The organism is Stenotrophomonas sp. GSD10, from assembly GCF_056172695.1.
Genome location: NZ_JAOCMC010000002.1, coordinates 738,562 through 754,569, shown reverse-complemented (window position 1 = coordinate 754,569; position 16,008 = coordinate 738,562). Strand labels below are relative to the sequence as shown.

The 16,008-nt window shown below is 67.5% G+C and carries 10 protein-coding genes; 4 read left to right on the top strand and 6 right to left on the bottom strand.

The genetic code is table 11. The features are described 5' to 3' along the window. The first annotated feature begins 84 nt into the window (after positions 1-84). On the top strand, positions 85-2,130 hold the full coding sequence (locus N4G47_RS03695; protein ID WP_475285280.1) for a glycoside hydrolase family 97 protein: 2,046 nt from the start codon (positions 85-87) through the stop codon (positions 2,128-2,130). Positions 2,131-2,381: 251 nt separating this feature from the next. Beyond that, positions 2,382-5,138, top strand: a complete 2,757-nt coding sequence (locus tag N4G47_RS03690) for a TonB-dependent receptor (protein WP_181358654.1) — start codon at positions 2,382-2,384, stop codon at positions 5,136-5,138. 259 nt (positions 5,139-5,397) lie between these two features. On the opposite strand, the gene N4G47_RS03685 is transcribed toward N4G47_RS03690, so the two are convergent. Continuing rightward, positions 5,398-7,011 carry an alpha-glucosidase gene (locus tag N4G47_RS03685; RefSeq protein WP_475285278.1) on the bottom strand — a complete coding sequence of 538 codons (1,614 nt, stop codon included), beginning with the start codon at positions 7,009-7,011 and terminating at the stop codon, positions 5,398-5,400. 213 nt (positions 7,012-7,224) lie between these two features. Between N4G47_RS03685 and N4G47_RS03680 the strand changes: the two genes are divergently transcribed. After that, positions 7,225-8,223: a polyprenyl synthetase family protein gene (locus N4G47_RS03680; RefSeq protein ID WP_249844769.1), complete on the top strand. Its 999-nt coding sequence runs from the start codon at positions 7,225-7,227 to the stop codon at positions 8,221-8,223. Between the two features lie 117 nt (positions 8,224-8,340). Here N4G47_RS03680 and N4G47_RS03675 read toward each other — a convergent pair whose 3' ends face one another. Then, a complete protein-coding gene (locus N4G47_RS03675; RefSeq protein ID WP_475285275.1) occupies positions 8,341-9,126 on the bottom strand; it encodes a dienelactone hydrolase family protein in 786 nt (261 codons plus the stop codon). Positions 9,127-9,256: 130 nt separating this feature from the next. On the opposite strand from N4G47_RS03675, the gene N4G47_RS03670 reads away from it, so the two are divergent. Continuing rightward, positions 9,257-9,850 (top strand): SMI1/KNR4 family protein, encoded by a 594-nt coding sequence (locus N4G47_RS03670; protein ID WP_475285273.1) that lies wholly within the window; start codon positions 9,257-9,259, stop codon positions 9,848-9,850. 88 nt (positions 9,851-9,938) lie between these two features. On the opposite strand, the gene N4G47_RS03665 is transcribed toward N4G47_RS03670, so the two are convergent. The 4 genes from N4G47_RS03665 to N4G47_RS03650 all read right to left on the bottom strand — a co-directional run bounded on the left by N4G47_RS03665 (position 9,939) and on the right by N4G47_RS03650 (position 15,986). Next, positions 9,939-10,472, bottom strand: a complete 534-nt coding sequence (locus N4G47_RS03665) for a hypothetical protein (protein WP_475285271.1) — start codon at positions 10,470-10,472, stop codon at positions 9,939-9,941. Between the two features lie 97 nt (positions 10,473-10,569). Next, entirely contained in the window at positions 10,570-11,979 is a 1,410-nt protein-coding gene (gene murD, locus N4G47_RS03660; RefSeq protein WP_475285269.1) for a UDP-N-acetylmuramoyl-L-alanine--D-glutamate ligase, read from the bottom strand. Beyond that, entirely contained in the window at positions 11,960-13,312 is a 1,353-nt protein-coding gene (murL, locus tag N4G47_RS03655; RefSeq protein WP_475285267.1) for a UDP-N-acetyl-alpha-D-muramoyl-L-alanyl-L-glutamate epimerase, read from the bottom strand. Before murL ends, murD begins: the two co-directional genes overlap by 20 nt. Positions 13,313-13,388: 76 nt before the next feature. Next, the gene (locus N4G47_RS03650) at positions 13,389-15,986 is read right to left on the bottom strand and encodes a bifunctional aspartate kinase/diaminopimelate decarboxylase (protein WP_475289885.1); all 2,598 of its coding nucleotides are present in this window, start codon (positions 15,984-15,986) and stop codon (positions 13,389-13,391) included. Between the last annotated feature and the right edge of the window lie 22 nt (positions 15,987-16,008).

The window sequence follows — 16,008 nt, the reverse complement described above, 5'->3', positions numbered from 1 at the left end:
TATTCATGCCGCCCTGCGCCAGCACGCCCGCCGCGCTGGCTTATGGTCCGGGTCTGCCAACGGCGCCTTGGGAGGGAAATGCCGATGTCACCCATTGCTGTACGTACCGCGCTCGCGCATCTGTTCGGCCTGGCGCTGCTGGGAATGGCCTCGCTGGCGCAGGCCGCGTCGCTGGTTGTCAGCGTCGACTCGCCGGGCAAGGTGCTCAGGGCCAGCCTGGTGCTGGATGGCGGCACGGCGCGCTATCGCGTCGAGCGCTTCGGTCAGACCGTGGTGGACGATTCGAAGCTCGGCTTCGCCCTGCGCGACGGCCGCCTGGATCGTGATTTCGCGGTGATCGGGCAGCAGCAACGCAGCGTCGACGACCGCTGGGAACAGCCTTGGGGCGAACGCCGGGTCACCCGCAACCACTTCAACGAGCTGACCGTGCAGCTGGCTGAGACCACGGGCAGCAAGCGGCGGTTGGATCTGGTGTTCCGCGTCTACGACGACGGCCTCGGCTTCCGCTATGTGTTTCCCGAGCAGCCGAACCTGCGCGAAGCGATCATCGATGACGAGCTGACCGAGTTCGCCATCGCGCCGGAATCGACCGCCTGGTGGATTCCCGCCGGCGAGCCGATCCATTACGAGTACCTGTACCAGCGTACCCCGCTGCGCGAAGTGCCGCTGGTGCATACGCCGATGACCCTGCGCAGCGGTGACGGCCTGCACGTGGCGATCCACGAGGCCGCACTGGTGGACTACGCCGGCATGTGGCTGCGCCGCACCGAGGGCCAGCGCCTGCGTGCGCAGCTTTCGCCTGCGGCCGAAGGCTGGAAGGTGCGCCGCACCCTGCCCTTTGCCACGCCGTGGCGCACGCTGCAGATTGCCGACCGCGCCGGCGGCCTGGTCGAATCGGACCTGATCCTCAACCTCAACGAACCCAATGCGCTGGGCGATGTCAGCTGGGTGAAACCGGCCAAATACCTGGGCGTGTGGTGGTCGATGCACCTGGACAACGAGAGCTGGGCGACTGGGCCGAAGCACGCAGCCACCACCGCCAAGACCAGAAAGGTGATCGATTTCGCCGCTGCCCACGGCTTCCGTGGCGTGCTGGTGGAAGGCTGGAATCCCGGCTGGGACGGCATGTGGGTGGGCAATGGCTACGACTTCGATTTCACCCGTGCCACGCCCGATTTCGACATTGAAGCGCTGTCGGCGTTTGGCCTGGAAAAGGGTGTACATCTGATCGGCCACCATGAAACCGGCTGCGCCATCGAGCACTACGAGGACCAGCTGGGCGCCGCGCTGGACCTGTACGCACGGCTGGGCGTGGACCAGTTCAAGACCGGCTACGTCTGCGACGACGGCCAGGTCGACCGCCGCAATCCAGCCGGTGGCCCGCTGTGGCGCGAGTGGCACGACGGGCAGTTCATGGCCCGCCACCACCTGAAGGTGGTGCAGGAGGCCGCGCGCCGGCACCTGTCGGTAAACCCGCATGAGCCGATCAAGGACACCGGCCTGCGCCGCACCTATCCCAACTGGATCTCGCGTGAAGGCGCACGTGGCATGGAGTACAACGCCTGGGGACAGCCACCGAACCCACCGGAGCACGAGGTCAACCTGGTGTTCACCCGCATGCTGGCCGGGCCGATGGATTACACCCCCGGCATCCTCAGCCTGAAGGGACGCCACGGCCAGGCCATTCCCAGCACGCTGGCGCGCCAGCTGGCGCTGTACGTGGTGTTGTACAGCCCGATCCAGATGGCCGCCGACCTGCCCGAGCACTACCTGCAGCATCGCGAGGCGTTCCGCTTCATCGAGGACGTGGCGGTGGACTGGGAGCAGAGCCGCGTGCTCGAGGGCGAAGTGGGCGACTACGTGACGATCGTGCGCCGCGACCGCAACAGCCGTGACTGGTTCCTGGGCAGCATCACCGACGAGCACGGCCGCGTGCTGCCGGTGTCGCTGGGCTTCCTGGAACCAGGCGTGCGCTATCGCGCCGAGATCTACCGCGATGGTGAAGGCGCGGATTTCCGCAGCAACCCGTTCGCGTTCGCCCGCGAAACCCGCGAGGTGACCAGCGCCGATGCCCTGACGCTGGTGCTGGCGCCGGGCGGTGGGCAGGCCATCCGCTTCACGCCGCTTTGAATGCATGGGTGGTGCCGGCCGCTGGCCGGCAACCCGGTGAACGTGATTGCCGGCCAGCGGCCGGCACTACCGCAAGCAGGACCTGAAAGCGATTACACCCCTGCAAACGCCATTGAATACGTATGCAGGGTGATTCCCGCGAAGAATGCGCTGCCTACCATAGCGGCGACGACAGCGGCCACCGCGTCGCACGTCCTCGGCCCTGCCGGGACGCTCACGAATCGATCTGCAACATTGCCTGGGAGGGGAAAATGTTGAACCACAAGCGCAGTGCGCTGAGTCTCGCGCTGGCCGTTGTGCTGGCGCCGACGCTGGCGTCGGCACAGTCCACGCAGAACACCACCACGCCGGCCGGCACCGCCGCCACCAACCTGGATACGGTGCAGGTCACCGGCATCCGCCGTGGCATCGAGAACGCCATCGCCATCAAGCAGGACGCCACCTCGGTGGTCGAGGCGATTTCCGCCGAGGACATCGGCAAGCTGCCCGACGTCAGCATCGCCGAATCGATCTCGCGCCTGCCCGGCCTGGCCGCACAGCGCGTGGCCGGTCGTGCGCAGGTGATCAGCGTGCGCGGCCTGTCGCCGGACTTCGCCACCACCCTGCTCAATGGCCGCGAAGTGGTCAGCACCGGTGACAATCGTGGCGTCGAGTTCGACCAGTACCCGTCCGAGCTGGTCAACGGCGTGACCGTGTACAAGACCCCGGATGCCGCGTTGGTGGGCCAGGGCCTGTCGGGCACCATCGACATGCAGACCGCGCGTCCGCTCAGCTTCGGTGAGCGCGTGATCGCGGTCAGTGGCCGCTACCAGAAGAGCTCGCTCGGCCGCGCCGCCAATGTCGACCCGTACGGCAACCGTTTCAGCGCCAGCTACATCGACCAGTTCCTGGACAAGACGCTGGGCATCGCCATCGGCTACGCGCACAGCGACATGCCGATCCAGGAAAACCAGGTCGGCCTGTACGAGCCGTGGACCACCGAGCACACCGACAACGGCAACCGCCCGGGTGTTGCCGCGGGCACCTACTTCTCCGACGGCATCAAGGCCCTGCGCCGCACCGGCAACAACAAGCGCGATGGCGTGATGGCCACGATCCAGTTCCGGCCGAACAACAGCTGGACCAGCACCTTCGATGCGTTCCACACCGAAGCCGAGCAGATCGACACCGCCAACCAGTTCGAGCTGAACCTCAGCAACTACAACGGCAACTACACGCCCGGCCTGCTGGTCAGCAACCCGCAGGTCAACGCCAATGGTTCGTTCACCGGCGGCACCGCCAGCGGCGTGTACCCGCTGGTGCGTGGCATGTACAACAAGCGCAAGGACAAGATCGACGCGTTCGGCTGGAACAACGAGTTCAACTTCAGTGGCGTCAAGCTGGTCGCCGACCTGAACTACTCCAAGGCCACGCGCGATGAGCTGAACCTGGAAAACAACCTGCAGCTGACCCCGATGCCGCAGCTGGATACGGTCGGCGTGTCGATCCGCCAGAACGGCTTCTCGCAGATCAGCCCGGGCCTGAACTACTCCAATCCCGATGCGCTGTTCCTAACCAACACCATCTACGGTTCCGGCTACGGCAAGGTGCCGCAGGTGGAAGACCGCCTGAAGGGCGGCAAGCTGGCCGCAACGATTGCGTTGCCCGAAGCGATCGCCTCGTGGGCACCGGACATCGACATCGGCGTCAACTATGCCGACCGTCGCAAGGTGAAGACCCAGTCCGAGGGCAACATCCTGCTCGGCGCGCAGGGCGATGCCAACATCGCCGCGGACCTGCAGTACCGCCCGGTCAATCTCGGTTTCGCCGGCCTGGGCACCATTCCGGCGTGGGATGTGCCGGCCGCGGTCGCTCGCTACATGACCTTCAATCCGGTCGACAACCTGGACTACCTGATTCCCAAGTCGTGGACGGTGCAGGAGAAGATCACCACCGCCTGGGCGCGCCTGAACATCAACACCGACATCGGCGTGGTCGGCGTGCGCGGCAACATCGGCGTGCAGATGCAGCACACCGACCAGAGCTCGGATTCGCGCTACTGGGACAGCTCGCAAACGGCCGGCAACAACATCCAGCCCTATTCCGACGGCCGCACGTACAACGACTGGCTGCCGAGCCTGAACCTGGCCTTCATGTTCCCGCACCAGCAGACGCTGCGCTTCGCCGCAGCCAAGCAGGTCGCGCGCCCGCGCGTGGACCAGATGCGCGCCGGCCTGGAGTTCGGCGTGGATACCGGCACCGGCCGCCCCGGCGGCAGTGGCGGCAACCCGTTGCTGGACCCGTGGCGTGCCACCGCGCTGGACCTGTCCTATGAGAAGTATTTCGGCGAGAAGGCCTACGTCGCCGCTGCGATCTTCTACAAGGACCTGAAGAGCTACGTCTACACCCAGTCGGTGGACAACTACGACTTCACCGCGCTGCTGGGCAGCTACGTGCCGCCGCCGGGCATGACCTCGCCGGTACTGACCACCGGTACCTTCTCCGCGCCGCAGAACGGCAAGGGCGGCACGCTGAAGGGCCTGGAGCTGACCGGGTCGTTCCCGCTGGAGATGCTGACCGACAGCCTGCGCGGGTTCGGCGTGCAGGCCAGCGCCACCTTCAACAAGAGCGACATCACCATCCTGGATCCGGAAAGTGCCTCCAGCGTGGGCACCGATCCGATCAGCCTGCCGGGCCTGTCCAAGCGCGTGTACAACTTCACCGCGTACTACGAGCGCAGCGGATTCGAGGCACGCGTCAGCCAGCGCCGTCGTTCGGACTTCATCGGTGAGATCGGCAACTTCAACGGCAACCGCAGCCTGCGCTACGTGGTGGGCGAGAACGTGACCGATGCGCAGGTCAGCTACACCTTCAGCGACAGCAGCGCCCTGCGTGGCCTGACTGTGCTGTTGCAGGGCAGCAACCTGACCAACGAACCGTACCGCACCTATGCCGGCAGCAAGGACCGCCCGCTGGAGTACATCGAGTGGGGCCGCACCTACATGCTGGGCGTGAACTACAAGTTCTGAGGTCGCGCCGGGCCCTGCCCGGCGACCCGGACTCGGTAGCGCCGGCCGCTGGCCGGCTGCCATTCGGTAGTGCCGGCCGCTGGCCGGCAACAGAAAACGGGGAGCAGGACCGGAAACCCGCTGCGCAGGCAGCGGGTTTTCTTCTGCGCGCCGGTAGATCCACGCCATGCGTGGATGCCTCCCACCGCAACCATACCCACAAAAAAGGGACGGGGCGCTTCGGCCCCGTCCCCGCAAGTACCGCCACCGGAGAAAACGGTCAGCTGCGTCGGGCGCAAATCACCGCGCGCGGCGGCAGCTGGAGTTCATTGCCCTGCACCGTGCCCGCATCCGGGCCCGGTACCGCCACCTGCTGCCAGTTGCCCGGCGGCAGCGGATGGCTCACCGCCTCGGCCGACAGGTTGAAGGCCAGCAGGAGGGTTTCATCTGCAAGCATACGCTCGAACAGCAGCACTGGCTCGGCGCTTTCGACGAATCGGATGCTGCCATGCTGCAGCGTCGGTTGGGTGGCCCGCCAGGCCAGGAACGCCCGGAAGGCGGACAGCACCGACGCTGGGGCCGGTTCCTGCACAGACACCGCCGCCGCCCGGTGCTCGGCCGGGATCGGCAGCCACGGCTGGCCGGATGTGAAGCCGGCCAGCGGCGCCTCGGTCCACGGCAGCGGGGTGCGGCAGCCGTCGCGGCCCTTGAAGTTCGGCCAGAACGTGATGCCATACGGGTCCTGCAACGCCTCGAACGGCACCTCGGCCTCGGCCAGGCCCAGTTCCTCGCCCTGGTACAGGCAGACCGAGCCGCGCAGCGAGCACAGCAGCGCCACCAGCATCCGCGCCAGGCGCGGATCGGCCGGATGGCCGCCCCAGCGGCTGACTGCCCGCTCCACGTCGTGGTTGGACACCGCCCAGCACGGCCAGCCTTCGGTCATCGCCGCTTCCAGGCGCGAGACCGTGTCGCGGATGTAGGCCGCGCTGTAGTCGTCCACCAGCAGCTCGAAGCTGTAGCCCATGTGCAGGCGACCGTCCCGGGTGTACTCGGCGGTGGTGGCCAGCGAGTCCTCCGAGGAGATCTCGCCCAGGCTGACCGCGCCCGGGTACTGGTCCAGCAGCGCGCGCAGGCGCTCCAGGAACGGCAGGTTCTCCGGCTGGGTGTTGTTGTAGTAGTGGTACTGGTACGCGTACGGGTTGTCCGGGCTGAAGCCTCGCCCCACCCGCTTCTCCGCCGGCTTGGGCGGGTTGTCGCGCAGCTGCGCGTCGTGGAAGCAGAAGTTGATCGCATCCAGGCGGAAGCCGTCCACGCCGCGGTCCAGCCAGAAGCGCACGTTGTCCAGCGTGGCCTGCTGCACCTCCGGGTGATGGAAGTTCAGGTCCGGCTGGTCGACCAGGAAATTGTGCAGGTAGTACTGCTCACGGCGTGGCTCCCACTGCCAGGCGCAGCCGCCGAACAGCGACAGCCAGTTGTTGGGCGGGGTGCCGTCCTCGCGCGGGTCGGCCCACACGTACCAGTCCGCCTTCGGATTGTGGCGGTCCTGGCGGCTCTCGCGGAACCAGGAATGCTCGATCGAGGTATGGCTCAGCACCTGGTCGATCATCACCTTCAGGCCCAGCCCGTGGGCCTTGGCCAGCAGGCGATCGAAGTCATCCAGGGTGCCGAACAGCGGGTCGACGTCGCGGTAATCGGCGATGTCGTAGCCGAAGTCGGCCATGGGCGACTTGAAGAACGGCGAAATCCAGATCGCGTCCACGCCCAGCGCGGCAATGTAGTCCAGGCGCTCGATGATGCCGGGCAGGTCGCCTACCCCATCGCCGTTGGCGTCGAGGAAACTGCGCGGGTAGATCTGGTAGATGACGGCTCCGCGCCACCATGGATAGTGCGACATCGACAGCCCCCTCCGGGCATGCAGGGCCCGCCGGAAGCGGGCCGAAATCCTGTTCCGGCAAGCTTAGCGGTGGCCTTGCGGGCATGGCGCAGCCTGCATACGTATTCACGCAGGCGGCCGGCCGCCGCGGGCCGACCGGCCGGGCCGGCACACTTTGCGCCCGAATTCACGGCCAACGCCTATAATCAGCGGTGAGCCTGAAAGCCTGATCGCATGACCATCACCGAAGACACCCGCCCCGCCCTGGGCCTGCCCCAGATCCAGTCGCTTGCCGCAGCCGACATGGCTGCCGTCGACGCCCTGATCCGGCGCCGGCTGTCCTCGGACGTCGTGCTGATCAACCAGATCGCCGACCACATCATTTCCGCCGGTGGCAAACGCCTGCGCCCGATGCTGGTGATGCTGGCCGGCCGCGCGGTCGGCAACGTCGGCGCGGACCACCACCAGCTGGCGGCGATCATCGAGTTCATCCACACCTCCACCCTGCTGCACGACGACGTGGTGGACGAATCCAGCCTGCGCCGTGGCCGCAGCACCGCCAATGCGTTGTGGGGCAATGCGCCCAGCGTGCTGGTCGGCGACTTCCTGTACTCGCGCAGCTTCCAGCTGATGGTCGAGCTGGAGCGCATGTCGGTGATGCAGATCCTGGCCGATGCCACCAACCGCATCGCCGAGGGTGAGGTGCTGCAGCTGCTGCACGTGCATAACCCGGACACCGACGAAGCCGCCTACCTGCGCGTGATCGAGCGCAAGACCGCGGTGCTGTTTGCCGCCGGCACCCGTCTGGGCGCGCTGGCCAGCGGCGTGGACGAGGCCACCCAGCAGGCCCTGTTCGACTATGGCATGCACCTGGGCTACGCGTTCCAGATCGCCGACGACGTGCTGGACTACTCGGCCAACGCCGACGAGCTGGGCAAGAACCTGGGCGACGATCTGGCCGAAGGCAAGGCGACGCTGCCGCTGATCCACGCCATGGCCCATTCCGACGACGCCACCCGCGAGCGCCTGCGCACCATCGTGCAGGACGGCGATGCCTCGGCGATGCCGGAAGTGCTGGCCGCGATCCGCGCCACCGGCGGCCTGGAGTACAGCCGCGCGCGTGCCGAGGAATACGCTGAGGCCGCCGAGCGCGCGCTGGATGGGCTGGGCGACAACGACGCCGTGGCCGCCCTGCGCGGCCTGGCCCGCTACGCGGTGCAGCGCTCGCATTGATGGGGAGGCGTGCCGGCCAACGGTCGGCACCCACCAAACCGGCATTCCCGTGGGTGCCGACCGTTGGTCGGCACTGGAACATCGGTGGGTGCCGACCGTTGGTCGGCACGCGTTTGTTTACCGGAAGCGCTCCTCGAAGAACTCATCCAGCGCCTTCCACGCGCGTTTGGCCGCCCGTTCGTTGTACTGGCAGCCCGGCGGGCTGTTGGCATCGCGCTCGGCGAAGCAGTGCACCGCGCCGCTGTAGTTGGTGAACTCCCAGTCGACCTTGGCCGCGTCCATTTCCTTCTGGAAACCGGCGATGTCCTCTGCGGTCACGCTCTTGTCGTCGGCGCCGTTGAGCACCAGCACCGACGGGTGCGTGCCACCGGCCTGTGCCGGCAACGGCGATCCCAATCCGCCATGCAGGCTGACCACAGCGGCCAATGGCGCACCGGCACGGGCCAGTTCCAGCACCGTGGTGCCGCCGAAGCAGAACCCGACCGCGCCGATCCGGCTGGCATCCAGCGGCACCTTGCCGGCCTGCGCCTTGAGCACGTTCACCGCCTCCAGCGCACGTGCGCGCAGCAGCGGCCGGTCATTGCGCAGCTTGCTGGCCACCGGGCCGGCCTCGGCATCGGTCTTCGGCCGCACGCCCTTGCCGTAGACATCGGCCACCAGCACCACGTAGTCGTCACCGGCCAGCTGTTTGGCCTTCTCGATGGCCGATTCGTTCACGCCCTTCCAGTTCGGCACCATCACCAGGCCCGGGCGTTTGTCGTGCTCGCCATCGTCATAGACCAGCACGCCACTGAAGGTCGTGCCCTGGTGTTTCCACTCCACCGGCTGGGTCTTCATCGCCGCCCACGCCGGCATCGCCGCCAGCCCCAGCACCATCGCCACACCGCATCGCCAACGTTTCATGCGCCTGCTCCGCAGAAAAAGGGGACGGAGGGGATTAAGCCGTATTCGCCCCTCCCGCGTCGCATTCTGCCTTGGCGGCGTGACGCAGGTGTGGTGGGATACGACTTGATCCCCTCCGTCCCTTTTTGGCATGAACCTTGTCGATCGCTTTCTGTCGGGATTGATCCCACGCCTGCCCGCCGATGACGCGCCGCAGTGGGCCCATGTGCAGGGCGCCAGCAGCGAGGACCTGCAACGCCTGCGCGCGCAGTGGCCGCAGGTGCCGGGCAGTCTGCTGGCGCTGCTGTCACGGGTCGACGGCACGCACTTCCGCGAATATCCCGGTGGCGAGGTCTGCGTGCTGATGCTGGGCTCGGACGTGGAGGACGGCGGCTACCCGTACTACCTGCGCTCGGTGGCGCAGATCTTCGAGGACCAGCAGCAGTGGGACGACAGCATCCGCTCGATCTACGAGGAATGGTTGGATGACGAACCGGAGATCCTCGGCGACGGCATCGATGCCGATCTGCCGATGGACCGTCGACTGTGCTTCTCGCACTGCGCGAACAACGGCGGTACCTCGAAGCTGTACCTGGATTTCGATCCCGCGCCGGGCGGCACCGTCGGCCAGGTGGTGCGCTACCTGCACGATCCGGACAGCTATGTGGTGATCGCCCCCAGCTTTGATGCGTACCTGCAGCAGCTGATTGATCGCGATTACGCGTTCATCCGGCACGATGATTGAGACCCAGCCGAGCGTGGGCTCGGCTCTACAGTAGATCCACGCCATGCGTGGATGGGTTTCCCCGGGGGTTGCAGGCCAGCGGCCGGCACTACCCGCGTTCGACCCAATGCAACGTGCCCGGCTCGAACGCCAGCAGATCCGCCGCCGTCATCTGCGTCCACGACCAACAACGTTCCGGCGGTTTGGCCTGCCGCGCCCCCACCGCGCCGTCGTAGTCACGCACCAGCAGGCCAATGCGCGTGGCGCCGGACCGCAGCAGCGCGTCGATGCGCAGCAGCCACTGGTCGGCATCGCCCAGCGCTTCATCGCGACGCACCTGTAGATCCTGCGCGTGCCGCGCCGTCTGCTCGGCCTGCGCGCGGGCGATCTTGGCCTCGCTCCAGCCCTTCTTCCGCCAGCGTTCGGCATCGCCCTTCCATTCCGGCGCCGCACCTGCCGATGCCAGCGCCGTCCCGCAATCGCAGTGCGTGGCACTCAGCCACGGCTGCCATCCGGGCCCGACCGCGGCCTGCAGGCTGGGCGATGTCTGGGCGAACAGACGTCGGCCGCTGCGCTGCATGATCGCGGCGGCCTCATCGTGCGGAAACGACGTCGGCAGGAACAGGGTGATGAAGGTGCACATGCGGGTGTCCGGATCCGTCCGGGGAAGCCCATGGTAATTCCATGGCGGGGCCAGAGCCCTTTCCTGCGGAAAGGGATCTGCCCCCTCAGCCGCCCCCTCAGCCGATGCCCAACCCCGGAATCGCGCTGATGCTGTCCGGGTCGAACCCGGCCAGTTCGGCGAAATGGCGGCCACGCGCCACGTAGTCGCGGTAGGCGCCGAAGCTCGGCGCGCCCGGCGACAGCAGCACCACCCCGCCCTGCGTACCCAGCGCGGCACGCGCCAGCGCCATCGCCTCCGGCAGATCACCGGCCGCGTGCAGACCGAAGCGGCCGGCATCGGCCAGCGGCTGCAGCATGGCGTGGATGCGCGGGCCGTTGCTGCCCATGGTCACGATTTCCACCGGCGGCACGTCGTGCGCCATGTGCTGCATGAAATCGGTCCAGTCCAGGCCACGATCGTGCCCGCCGACCAGCAGCGCGATGCGCTGGCCGGCGAAGCACTCCAGCGCGGCCAGGCTGGCGTGCGGCGTGGTGCTGATCGAATCGTTGATGTAGGTCAGGCCATCGGCCACGCCGATGCGCTGCAGGCGGTTCGGCAACGGACGGAAATCCTGCACCGCCGGAGCCAGCGCCACCGCGTCCAGGCCCAGCGCTTCCAGCGCGGCCAGCACCGCGCACAGGTTGCCGCGGTTGTGGCGGCCCGGCAGCGGCGTGTTGCGGGTATCGAATACGGGCTGTCCGCCGCGGTGCACGACGTCGCCGCGCATGTGCCAGCCCTGCGGCTGGTTGAACCAGATCACGTCGCTGTCAGGCAACGACAGTGCGGCCAGGTGCGGGTCGGCGGCGTTGAGCACGGCAATGCGCGGTGCCGCTTCGGTCACCAGGCGCAGCTTGTCCTCAATGTAACGCTGCTCGCTGCCGTGCCAGTCCAGGTGTTCGGGGAACAGGTTCAGCACCACCGCCACCTGCGGGTGGGCGCCACTGCGCGCCACTTCGCCGGTCTGGTAGCTGGACAGCTCCACTGCCCAGTACTCCGGCGCCGGCTGCGGGTCCAGCACTTCCAGCAGCGGCAGGCCGATGTTGCCAACTAGGCCGGTGCGATGGCCGGCGGCGCGCAGCAGGTGTGCGACCAGCGCGGTAGTGGTGCTCTTGCCCTTGGTGCCGGTCACGCACACGGTGTCGTGCACGATGCCATCGGCGCCGGCGTGTTCGGCAAACCACAGTGCGGTGCCGCCGATGAAGGCGGTGCCCTGCCCTGCAGCCGCCAGCGCGATCGGCTGATAGGGGCTGATGCCGGGCGATTTGATCACCACATCGAACGCCGCCAGTGCCTGCGCCGAAGGCTCGCCGCGCACGTCCAGCCCGCCCTGCGTTTCGGCGCGCGCCGCCTCGGCCTCGGCCGCCGGGCAGAACAGGCTCAAGGCCAGCGAAGGCAGGCGAGCGCGCAGCACGGCAAACGCCGCACGGCCCTCACGTCCCCAGCCCCACAGCGCGACGCGCTTTCCTTCAAGCTGCGAAATCTTCACGCACCTGTTCCCACAGCGCAGCCGGAATGCGGTGCTCGCCCTGCAGCTGCAGCAGCGGTGCCAGTTCCAGTTCGGCCGCCTCCAACTGCGGCTGGATCTCGTTGCAGAAGCGCTTCACCAGCACGTCTTCCTTCCACTCCGGGCGCTGCGCCAGGGTCGCCATCGCCGCACGCGATTCGCGGCCTTCGCCCACGCACTCGAACGGCTTGTGGTCCTGGAATTCCAGCAGCGCATCGAAGCCACCGGCCTGCTCGGCATCGTCCAGCAGGTTGCGGCCGAAGATGCGCACCAGACGGGTCTTGGGCATGAACGGAGCCAGCGCCAGGAACACGAAATGGCACTTCGGGCAGACGCCGCACCAGCGGTTCACCGGGCGCTCGCCCAGGATGTGGAAATTGCGGTTGCAGCTGGAGAAATGCGCGTCGTAGAAATCGGTCTTGGCGAACTGGCGGGCCACCGCCAGCTCGGACATCGGGCGCAGCAGCGAGTAGTACTGCAGATCGGCGGCCACCTGCTGCTGCACGTAGTTGCCGAAGGCCTGCTCGAAGGCCCAGCCCTTGGACCACTGGTGGTTCACTTCACCGGTACCCGGAATCTGACTGCCATAGCTGGCCGAACGTTCGTTGGAGAACACCACCTGGTCCACGCCCTGCAGCAGCGCGGCCAGCACCATGATCGCCGAGTTCACCGCAGTGACCGGGATGTGGCCATTCCACGCGCCCTGGCGGTTGAGCTCGAACAGTTCCGGGGCCAGCGCGCGGCCCAGGTTCAGGGTCGGCAGCCCGGTACGTTCGGCGCAGGCGCGGATCAGCTGCGAGCCGCCGATCCAGGTCACCGTTTCGTCCACGCCGGCACGGCGCAACGCTTCGATGCTGACCAGCGAATCCTTGCCGCCGCCGATGGCCACCAGCGCGTGCGGCTGCAGGCCCAGCACCGGCGCCTGCACCGCCTGGCCCTGCACCGGCAGACGGAAACGCCCGCGCAGGTTCAGGCCGTTGCGGTAGGCGAATTCGCCCAGACCATTGAGGTAGATCGTTTCCACCAGGGCGGCGGTATCGGCATCGATGGCATAGCTGTCGATGCTGACCGTCTCCGGCACACCCGCCTTGTAGTAGCTGACACCGGCAATCAGGTGCAGCAGCTGCAGCGCGCGCTGCACGGCAGCGGCGCGCGCATCATCCAGCACGAACGGTGCGCCGGGCACGGTGATGGTCTCCACCATCTCCGGGCCGTCATCGAAGGCGTAGACCAGCCGGGCCACGCCGGTATCCGCGGCAAATTCGCAGCGGACGAAGCGGAAGCAGGAAACCTGGTGTTTATCGAAAGCAGTCATGGTGTATCCGGTCAGGCACGGGCCCGCGCAGCAGCGCGGGGCGTGTCGGTGGGCGGGTGCAGGGCGCGCGTGGTGATCACTCGATCACGTCCTCGCGCGGCAACAGCCGCTGGTTGTAGGTGTTGGCCATCACGTAACCGTAGGCGCCGGCATCGGCGATCAGCATCACATCGTCCGGCGCGGTGGACACCGGCAGCTTGCGGCGCTTGCCGAACACATCGCTGGATTCGCAGATCGGGCCCACCACATCGAACGCCGCTTCGGCGTAACCGCCCTGGCGGCTGAGGTTCTCGATGTCGTGCCAGGCGTCGTAGAGGGCCGGGCGCATCAGCGCGTTCATGCCAGCGTCGAGGCCGACGCGGCGCACGCCGTCCTTCTCCACCACCTGGGTGGCGTGGGTCAGCAGCACGCCCGATTCGGCCACCAGGTAGCGGCCCGGCTCGATCGCCAGGCGGAACGCCGGGTGCAGTGCCTTGACCTCGGCCAGGCCTTCGGCCCAGGCCTCAAGGTCGAACGGCTCATCCTCGGCAGAGTACGGAATCGGCAGGCCGCCGCCGATGTCGATGGTCTGCACGCTGCCGATGCGGCGCGCGAAACCAGCCAGCTCATCGCACATCAGGCGCCAGTGCTGCGCGGTCTCCACGCCGCTGCCCAGGTGCGCATGCAGGCCCACCACGCGGGTGCCCAGCTCGGTGGCCGCGCGCACGAACTCGTCCACGCGGGCGATCGGCAGGCCGAACTTGGACTCCTTGCCGCCGGTGCGCACCTTGGCATGGTGGCCCTCACCCCGGCCCAGGTCGACGCGCAGCCACAGTTCGCGGTTGCGGAACAGATCCGGCCAACGCTGCAACGCTTCCACATTGTCGATGGTGACGGTGACGCCGAGCGCGAACGCCGCTTCGTACTCGCTGCGCGGGCAGAAACTGGGGGTGAACAGCACGCGCTTGGGCGACAGTTCCGGCAGATGCTGGAACACGTGCTTCAGCTCGCCGTGCGACACGCACTCCAGGCCGAAGCCTTCGGCCTCCAGCAGCTGCAGGATGGCCGGGTGGCTGTTGGCCTTGATCGCGTAGTAGCGCTGGTCGATCGGCTTGATCGCCGCCAGCGCGCGGGCGCGGGCGCGCACCGTCGGCAGGTGATAGACATAGCGCGGCGTGCCGGCATCGGCCAGCTGCAGCAGGTGCGCGCGCTGGCCACGCCACCACGGCGTGCCACGCGGGCGCACGCTGCCGGCGATCTCGCGCCAGCGCGGGCCGAACACTTCGGTCTCTTCCACCGGCATCGCGCCGCTGTCGATCAGCTCGGCATGCAGGATCGGCAGCAGACCATCGGCATCGGCCTCGTCGATGACGAAGGTCAGGTTCAGGTCATTGGACGACTGCGAGATCATGTGCACGCGCTCGCGACCGAAAGTGGCCCACACGTCCGACAGCTTGTGCAGCAGCGAACGCATGCCCAGGCCCACCAGCGTGATCGCCGCGCACGGCACGATCACCTTGACCTTGCAGATCTGCGACAGGTCGGCCGACAGCGCGGCCAGTACATCGGTGTTGACCAGGTTCTCCGACGGGTCCAGCGACACGGTGACGTTGGTCTCGGCCGAACCGATCAGGTCCACCGACAGGCCGTGCTTCTTGAACAGGCCGAACACATCGGCCAGGAAGCCGACCTGCTGCCACATGCCGATGCCTTCCATCGACACCAGCACGATGCCGTTGCGGCGACTGATCGCCTTCACGCCCGGCACCGGCGCGGCATTGCCATCGATGCTGGTGCCCGGCAGTTCCGGGCGCTCGGTATCGAGGATGGCCATCGGCACGCCGGCGTCGCGGCACGGCTTGATCGAGCGCGGGTGCAGCACCTTGGCACCGGTGGTGGCGATTTCCTGCGCTTCGTAATAGTCCAGGCGGGTCAGCAGGCGCGCGTCGGGCACATCCTTCGGGTTGGCGCTGAACATGCCCGGCACATCGGTCCAGATTTCCACGCGGCTGGCGCCGAGCAGTGCACCGAAATACGCCGCCGAGGTATCCGAGCCACCCCGGCCAAGAATGGCCGTACCGCCATCGGCGTGGCGGGAAATGAAGCCCTGGGTGATCAGCAGGCGGGTCGGCTGTGCGCGGAAGCGCTGCATCCACTCCGCATCGGCACGCCACTGGCAGTTCACCGACAGGCGCTGCGACCAGTCGCTCTGGTTCGGCTGCGGCGGCATCGCGTCCAGCCACTGGCGGGCATCCATCCAGCCCATGTCCAGGCCCGAGGCGCGCAGATAGGCCGCGCCCAGCGTGGAGGACAACAGCTCGCCCTGGCCCAGCACTTCGGCCTGCCAGTCCAGCGGACGGCCGGTCGCGCGTGCGTTGTCAAGCAGGCTCTGCAGCGCGGCCAGGCGCTCGGCCAGCACCTCGCGGCCCAGCCCCAGTTCGTCCAGGAAGCCTTCATGGCGTTCGACCAGCGCCGCCACGCGATCACGGCTGTCCGGCGCACCGTCGGCGATCGCGGTCAGTTCATTGGTGACGCCCGACAGTGCCGAAACCACCACCAGCACGCGCGAGCCGGTCTCTTCCGCGCGTTTTTTCGCCAGCTTCCCGATCGTGTCCCAGCGGTGGCGACGCGACACCGAGGTGCCGCCGAACTTCAGTACGATCCAACGATCGACAAGGGGGAAGCTGACATGGATAGGCTATGTGTAATGTGGGGAA